This is a genomic window from Clostridium sp. (assembly GCF_051654825.1).
Classification (GTDB): Bacteria; Bacillota; Clostridia; order Clostridiales; family Clostridiaceae; genus Clostridium.
In genome coordinates, this window is record NZ_JBOFYU010000053.1 from 1 (window position 1) to 6601 (window position 6601).

7 protein-coding genes are annotated in these 6601 nt (G+C 26.2%); 1 reads left to right on the top strand and 6 read right to left on the bottom strand.

All coding sequences use genetic code 11. The annotated features are described in order from the left end of the window. The 4 genes from ACRDBA_RS03420 to ACRDBA_RS03435 form a co-directional block, all read right to left on the bottom strand. Positions 1-696 (bottom strand): hypothetical protein (locus ACRDBA_RS03420; RefSeq protein WP_438571526.1); only part of this gene is annotated, 696 nt, incomplete at its 3' end. 229 nt (positions 697-925) lie between these two features. Then, complete coding sequence (locus ACRDBA_RS03425; RefSeq protein WP_438571527.1) at positions 926-1828, bottom strand: hypothetical protein; 903 nt, start codon at positions 1826-1828, stop codon at positions 926-928. Positions 1829-1837: 9 nt separating this feature from the next. Next, positions 1838-2473, bottom strand: a complete 636-nt coding sequence (locus ACRDBA_RS03430) for a class D sortase (RefSeq protein WP_438571528.1) — start codon at positions 2471-2473, stop codon at positions 1838-1840. 23 nt (positions 2474-2496) lie between these two features. Continuing rightward, the gene (locus ACRDBA_RS03435; protein WP_438571529.1) at positions 2497-3132 is read right to left on the bottom strand and encodes a hypothetical protein; all 636 of its coding nucleotides are present in this window, start codon (positions 3130-3132) and stop codon (positions 2497-2499) included. Positions 3133-3597: 465 nt separating this feature from the next. Here ACRDBA_RS03435 and ACRDBA_RS03440 point away from each other — a divergent pair, with 465 nt between their 5' ends. Beyond that, positions 3598-4071 (top strand): hypothetical protein, encoded by a 474-nt coding sequence (locus ACRDBA_RS03440; RefSeq protein ID WP_438571530.1) that lies wholly within the window; start codon positions 3598-3600, stop codon positions 4069-4071. A 255-nt stretch (positions 4072-4326) separates the two neighbouring features. On the opposite strand, the gene ACRDBA_RS03445 is transcribed toward ACRDBA_RS03440, so the two are convergent. Both ACRDBA_RS03445 and ACRDBA_RS03450 read right to left on the bottom strand, forming a co-directional pair. After that, the gene (locus ACRDBA_RS03445) at positions 4327-5886 is read right to left on the bottom strand and encodes an AAA family ATPase (RefSeq protein ID WP_438571531.1); all 1560 of its coding nucleotides are present in this window, start codon (positions 5884-5886) and stop codon (positions 4327-4329) included. A gap of 77 nt (positions 5887-5963) precedes the next feature. Next, the coding region (locus ACRDBA_RS03450; RefSeq protein ID WP_438571532.1) for an acyltransferase family protein at positions 5964-6601 on the bottom strand (638 nt) is incomplete at its 5' end.

Genomic DNA, 6601 nt, shown 5'->3' on the forward strand with positions numbered 1-6601 from the left:
AGAATAATTTACAACTGCAATATTTACCATTATATATTTTTTATTTTCAATATCTTTTATATTCTCTATATTGTTACTTAAACTAATATCTAATAAACAATCCCCCTCAGTATGCGATCTAACATTGCATACTAACTCCGAAGCAACTTCCGATAATGCATCTATCCACTCTTCATCACTTGAATATCCCTTTAAAACTGTTGCTACTTCACTCCCTACTATTGATGGAGTTTCTATATTTTTTAGACATTCCTTTGATAAAACTCTTCTATATGTCGTTTTATCACAATAAAACTTATTTTCATATATATTTATAAATACATCCTTATTTATATATTTACACTCCATCATTGTCCTATACAGTGCTGTACCTGTGAATCCACTATTGTGTATATTACTATTATCTTGACTTTTTATTTCTACATTTATATCAAACTGACTTCTCTTTAATAAATCATATATTATTGCATCCAATATTAAATATGTGATTTTATCTTTAAACTTCAAATTTTTAAATCTTATGAGTAATGTAAATTTACATAACCTATATGTAAATAAGTATTTAATTTTACCTATAAAATTCACTAATACTTCACTATCAAATTCGCTTTTATTTATGTCTATTATTATTGGTTTTTTTCTATAGTTAACTTTTATTGGTTTTATATTTTCATAAATTAATTTTATATTATCCATCTTAAACCTCTTTTTATTTACATAAATTATATCACAGTAACAATGTCATATTCTATAAAATTATTTACAGCCTAAAAAATTATTATGAATTTTTAATACTTTCAAAAGAATTTATATCATCTCTCTTTAACTCATCTAGTCTATTTTAACTTCATTAATTATTTTGCCATTATTAAAATAATTATCACATTTTCCATCAAATATTTAAGGTCTATAAAAGTTATAACTTTCATAGACCTCCTTTAATTCGCTTTGAAATTCTTGTACTACTTTTGATGCTTCTTCTTATAGATGGAATAAGTAATAAAACACCTATAAATGTAGTTATTAATCCTAAATTACTTAAGGTTAAAAGATAGTGCTTTATTATATTTGCTACTAATTCTTTTAAGTAAGCTATATTTATAATCACGTTATTATAAAATCCTGAAACATATCCACTAAAGAAAATAATAAATACAAATAGTCCTCCTGCTATAAGTCCATTTCCTATCCACATAGTACTGCTTTGATATTTTCTTCCCCATATAATTAAAAGTAAAATACTTATTATAATAGGAAGTACTAATACTGCAGCATATAATCCTTTAGAAAAGGCTGAAGTTAATTTACTTATCTTAGCTATAAGTGAAGATTCCTTTAATACTTTTACATTAATAAGTTCAACTTCATTTTCTATAATATCTCCTACATCTTCAGTAACATTATCTAACTGCCCTTGAAGCTCTGTGGTTATAAAGAATCCATTTGCAGAAATATAATTACTTAAATTTTCTTTAAATCTATCAGTATATTTATTTTTATCTATATCTACTATATTATTTTCACCTGTATTTAAATATCTAATTGCACCTAAAGCAACATTATCTACTTCTTCTTTTATCTCATCTACAGAAATAACATTATCTTTTACTTCAGCACCTAAGTTATTAACACTAAGCAACATACTTATATTGTTTAATATAGAATCATTAACCTTAGTGTATATTTCATTTTTCTCTAATATATTTTTATATACTTTTTCATTTATAAAATTGCCTTTTAAAAATATAGAAATAACACTAATAACTATGGTGAACATTAAAATAATACCTAATAAAAAACTAATAATATTTTTAATCTTATTTATCATATACCCACCTTATACATTCCCTATGTACTCACATATCATAATCATTCTTTCACTTGTATTTCCTATTGCATCAAAGGGATAACAAGTGTACATAGTAAGCCTTTCATAATCTAAGGGAGCTAAGTCTTCATTTTGACTTTGATCTACTATTTTTATTTCTGAAACCTTATATTTATATTTACCATAATTAGTTTCAATAACTAATTCATGACCAACTTCTATATTTTGAATAGGTAAAAACACTCTATCTCTATGACCACTTATAATAACATTTCCACCTTCACCAGGAATAGTACTTCCTGCATAATGACCAATCCCTTGATTTAGCTCATTATAAGAATCTCCATGTATTATAGGCTTTTCAAAGCCTAATGCTTCTATCTTTAAGGTAGCAAAGTTTTCTCCTATAGAGGGTCTATATACAGCCTTATTATCGATTATATATTGAACTTCACCTATATTAACATCATTAGGTTTAGAAAATAAAACAGATCCCATAGTCATAGCCCCTGTTACCATATCCCAAGTTGCACTAAAAAATATTATTGCTCCACAAAGTAACATAAATATAGGGATTACAAAAGTAATCCCCAATTTCTTTGCTAGTCTTTTGGAGCTTATTTTACCTTTTTTATATTTTGTCATAAGGAAAAAACCTCCAGCTTAAATTAAACTATTTTTCTTAAAGCAAAAAGACTTGCCCCACCTAAAGACATAATTCCAGCACCAAATAACATTGTAGCCATTGTATTAGTACCTGTATTATTTAAATCTCCTGTTATAGGATCAAACTTATGCTTTTTAGGGTTATTAGAAAAATCTATTGCAGCCTTAACTACTTCTATAAGCTTTGATGCTTTAAAGTTATTAACTATTTTAATAACTAAGTGAGTATTTGCTTCAATAATAATATTTCCATGCTTGTCTGTAACTAAAACAGTAGTTACACCTTTTGCATCTCTACCAAATGAAACATTAAGACCTAATATCTTACCTGCATCAGTTGCAATAGTTTGTAGCTTTTCCTTATCTGCCTTTGATAATAAAGAAAGATTAGTAGTATCTCCTATGATTGCTAAAGCTTCATCAGCCTTTGCTAATACAGCATCAGCCTCCTTCTTTGATACCTTAACCTTTTGAAGGTATTCAACAATATTACCAATATAAGCACTTGGAACACCTAATTCCTTTAAGTGTCCATGTAATTCTTTAGCTGTAGTAGTTCCTTGACCTGCACTAGCAACTGTAGTGAAAGAAAAAACTAAACATAAGCTAAGAACAAACATTGTCATTAATTTTTTCATAATACATCTCCTTTCCGCCTTAATTTTTTTGTCTATCTTTTTTCAACTTTTATAATACTGTAATTTTTCCCATATTACAATGTTTTTTACATATACTCTATATTCTGCATATAAAAAGAATCTAATTGCCATAGTATATTTTACAACTCTGAAACATTGCAAAAACTATGCTCACTTAGACTCATTTTATAAAACCTTTTTATGCATATAGAATTTTAAATAGTAATAAATATAATACCCTAAAACTCCTCCTAAAGTATTAAATATAATATCTGCTGTTTCAAAATACCTACTAGTTAAAGGTATATATTATTTGTCACTTCTTTAAATTTCAAAACTACATTTTTATATAAATATCTATTTATTTCTATGTTATTTTCAAATTTTATACAAAAAATAATATATTTTACATTTGATTTTAAGCTTGGTATAATAATACTACTATCAAAAAAGAAGGTGATAATTATGGAAAAACCATTAAGTAAATGGTACTGTGACGTATGTGGAGAACTTATAGAAAGACCCGAAGATGGCTATGTTCAATTCAATCGTAATAACCCTAATTATAACTTTGATGACTTTATTATAGTTCATCATTATCCTGCCTCCCCCCTTAAAGATAAAAGAAAAAATGGATGCTATAAATACCATAGCGACTTAAATCTAATTTATTTTCTTGGAGATGAGGGAAGAGTATATTTACTATCTTTTTTAGACAAAGACCTATACTATCATTCCAATCCTGATGTACAAGCTGTTAATTTAAGAGAATGGAATGACCTATTTATGAGAGTTCAAGTTTCCTATTATGAAGAAGCAAGAAGGTACTGGGATAAAGCATTAGCTGATGGATATTATGATGATTCAAATGATTTTATCATGTGTTCACAAGCAAATCTAAAATCAATTGTCCTTAAGTATGGAGACCAAGAACCTTAGACATACTATTTATAGCTAAAAAAGTAACGATAGCTTTTAAGGCTATCGTTATTTTTCAGCTTCTGGATAATTCTTGTTCGAAATTTTGCCATTTCTTAAACAATATACTTATTATAAAAATAAATAAGCTTATACTTTATTAAATCTCTTATATTTATCTTTAAAACACCCATAGCTACACCTAAAGGTATAAAAATAATAAATCCAAATAAAGCCCATAGTGCTTCTACTTGGATTTAAAATTATATATGTTTTTTATATTTCTTCTATTATACAACTATGCTCTTTAGTATCAGAACTATAACAAATAGCAACAGCTAATACCTTTTTATCTTTAAACTCTTTTCTAAACTTCTCTACATACTCTTTTTCTTTTATCTGTTTAATAGCATTTTCAGGAGTATCATCTTTTTTTAGCTCAAGAATAAAAGGAGTGTCATTTCTTCTCATTGGATGAAATATAAAGTCTGCGAAACCTTTTCCACTCTTTTCTTCCCTTTCAACTCTATAAGTATCCCTAGCCGAAAGATATGCAAGAGTAACAACACAAGCTAAACTATTTTCATCACTATATTTAAGTATTGGAATTTCAGAATTATGAACATCATGTAATACTTTTATTACTGTTTCTACATCACAGTTAACAGTTGCCTTTAGCATCTTTCTTGAATTATTAACTATTTCAGATACATAACCAAAAGATTCATCTTCTAATGCTTTTTCAAACTCCTGTAATAACTCCTTATTTGGTATTTTTAAATATCCATCATAGTAAGATAAAAACCCAAGAATTATCATTGCAGAATATATTTCTTTTTTACTTTTAGGTTCATCTTGACCCGCTCTGAATTCTTCTTTTATTCTTATATCTATTTCCCCACCTGAAACCATTTCTATTACATCATCTCGAATTTCTAATGTATTATACTTTAAATATAAAGCTACTTCGTCCATTGCTCCAGTATTGGTCCAGTAACTTCTACATTTTTTATTTTGAAGAGCTTTTACAACTGAACGAGGATTGTAAATGCTTCTACCTTCATCATTTATATATCCGTTGTACCAATCTCTTATTTCACCAAATGAAATTCCCTCTTGACCTTGGCATAACTTATAAACTTCATCTTCCGTAAATCCGAAGTAATCTCCATAAACTTCATCATTTAGCATTGTAAATTCATCAAACATATTTAGTGCAGAACCGCTTGAATATTTCTTTATTGGAAGTACTCCTGTCATATAACAAAGTTCCACATATGGTTGGTCTTTTAAAAGGTTTCTTAAAAATTCTAAGAAGTCGTTTTGATTTTCAATAAATAGATTACTGGTAAAAATGTAGTCCCATTCATCAAATATAAATATAAATTTCTTTTCTGATTTCTCTAAAATTCTTTTTAAGCTATCAGATTGATTCAAATCATCTTTATTAGTTAATTCAATTACCTCTTTCTTTAATTCTATAATTATGTTATTTATATAATCTTGATATGTTTCCATATTATCCGATATCTCATTAAATGAAATGCTTATTACGTTATATTTATTTAAATTTTCATTGTAACTCTCAGTCTTACTTACTTTAAGATTATTAAATATTTCTTTAGAATTTACAGCCTTAGAATAATAAGCTCCTAACATATCAGCAACAGATGATTTACCAAACCTTCTTGGCCTTGTTATACACACATATCTATCTGATGTTCCTACACACTCATTCAACTTCTCAATAATCATTGACTTATCTACAAAGTATTTACTTCTGTATAAAGCTTTAAATAATTCTAATGATTTATTTGTATTTAAATATATAGACATTATTTCACCCCATATCATCTAAACTATTCATATAATTAATTCTTAACTTAACTATAATTAATTATAACATTTAATTTTCATTCAATAAAATTAATATACTTTAAAAGTTTTTTTAAACCTAAAGCTAAAATACATATTAAAATAAAATAAACAACAAATGCTAATACTCTATTATTTATAGAATTAAATATAAACTTATACTTCATCAAGAAAATAGCTTCTAATAAATATAATTCATATGATAGTCCACCTATAAACTTCAATACTTTAGAGCTAGTTAAGTATTTAGATACAAATAACACCATATACATAAATGAAAATAAATGTATTAGTATCATTGGTAACATTATAAGGTATCTGACATCATTTAAATAATATTTTTGAATAAAAATACTTATTATAAACAATAAAATGCTAACTATAAAGGTTATATTTAAACTTCTCTTACTAATGGATATCCCTCTATGCACTAACATTGCAATTATTACCCCAACTATAAACTGCAATGGGTAATTTCCTGTTGCTTCACCATTATTATAGAATCCATACCAAGTGACATAACTTATTGAAGCAAATACTAAAAAAGTAATTACTTTAAATACATCATTTTTAATAAATCTAAAAATTAAATAAAATGCAACATAGTAAATCATAATAAAGGTTATATACCACATAGTACTATCAACCTTATTAGAAAATGTTATACCAGTTAATG